Source organism: Streptomyces vastus, from assembly GCF_039532825.1.
GTDB lineage: Bacteria > Actinomycetota > Actinomycetes > Streptomycetales > Streptomycetaceae > Streptomyces > Streptomyces vastus.
Map to the genome: position 1 here is coordinate 1 of NZ_BAAASJ010000083.1, position 1,628 is coordinate 1,628.

The following is a 1,628-nucleotide window of genomic DNA, read 5'->3' on the forward strand; positions in this document are numbered from 1 at the left end:
GGCTCTGTTCCGTAGTCGGTGGTGACGGCAGGTGACGGGCGTCGTTGACGTTGTATGCGAGATGTCAACTCCCTTGTGGCAACGGTGTTTTCAGGGCTCTCGGCGCTGGTCATCGAGGATGTGGCGGACGACGGCGAGATGATCCGGGTCTTGGCCCGGACCCGGGATGTTCCCTTTCCCTGCCCGATGTGCGGGGTCCCGACGGGGAAGGTGCACGGATACCACGTCCGGACCGTTGCGGATGTGCCGGTCGATGGCCGCCGGGTCGTGGTCAACGTCCGGGTACGACGTCTGGTCTGCCCGGTCCTGGGCTGTCGGCGGCAGACCTTCCGCGAGCAAGTCCCTGGGCTGATCGAGCGACTTCAGCGCCGCACCACGCGTCTGACCAGCCAGGTCTCGGGCGTGGTTAAGGAGTTGTGCGGCCGGGCGGCTGCCCGGCTCACCCGGTTACTGGCCGTGCCCGTATCGTTCGCCACCGCCCTGCGGGTGCTGCGGGGAATCCCCCCGCCGACGCTGCGGATCCCGAGGGTGATCGGGGTCGATGACTTCGCCCTGCGCCGCCGTCACCGGTACGCCACGATCATCATTGATGCCGAGACCGGGGAACGCGTCGATGTCCTGCCCGACCGCGAAGCCGCCACCTTGGAGGCGTGGCTGCGCGGGCAGAAAGGGATCGAAGTCGTGTGCCGGGACGGCTCGGCCACCTACGCCGAGGCGATCCGCCGGGCCCTGCCCGACGCGGTGCAGGTCAGCGACCGCTGGCATCTGTGGCGGAACCTGTGCGACAAGGTTCTGGCCGAGGTCCGCGCCCACGCCCCCTGCTGGGCCACCGTCAACCCGCCCCGGCCCGGCGGCGTCCGCGAGCAGACCACCCGCGAGCGCTGGCACAAAGTCCACGCACTCCTCGACTCCGGCGTCGGCCTGCTCGACTGCTCCCGCAGACTGAGCCTCGCCCTGAATACCGTCAAGCGCTACGCCCGCATCCCTGAACCGCCCGCGGATCGCATCGCCCCTCGCTACCGGCCCACCCTTGTCGACCCCTACCGCAACCACCTGCGCCGGCGCCGGTCCGACAACCCGGCCGTTCCTGTCACGCACCTCCTGCACGAGATCAGGGAACTGGGCTATACCGGCAGTGCCAACCTGCTGGTCCGCTACCTCAATCAGGGCCGCGCCGAAGGCGACCGCCCCGTGACAACCCCCCGCCGCGTCGCCCGGCTCTTGCTCACCCACCCCGAGCACCTGTGGACCAGGGACACCGACCTGCTCGGCCTCCTCACCGCGGCGTGCCCGGAGATGACCGAACTCGCCCGACTCACCGGCGAGTTCGCCGCGCTCCTGACCCCGGCCCAGGCCAACGACGACAAGCTCACCCAGTGGATCGCCACAGTCCGCACCGCTGGCCTGCCCCACCTGCACAGCTTCTGCAACGGCCTCGAACTCGACCGCGCCGCCGTGAACGCCGGCCTCACCCTGCCCCACCACAACGGCCGGACCGAGGGCGTCAATACCCGAACCAAGAAGATCATGCGGCAAATGCACGGCCGAGCAGGATTCGACCTCCTCCGTCACCGCATCCTCCTGCAATGAGGAGAACGCACCGTCACCACCGACTACGGAACAGAGCC

At 69.1% G+C, this 1,628-nt stretch carries 1 protein-coding gene; it reads left to right on the forward strand.

The genetic code is table 11. The features are described 5' to 3' along the window. Positions 1 to 54 precede the first annotated feature (54 nt). Positions 55 to 1,590, forward strand: a complete 1,536-nt coding sequence (locus tag ABD357_RS29895; RefSeq protein WP_425585060.1) for an ISL3 family transposase — start codon at positions 55 to 57, stop codon at positions 1,588 to 1,590. The last annotated feature ends 38 nt before the right edge of the window (positions 1,591 to 1,628 follow it).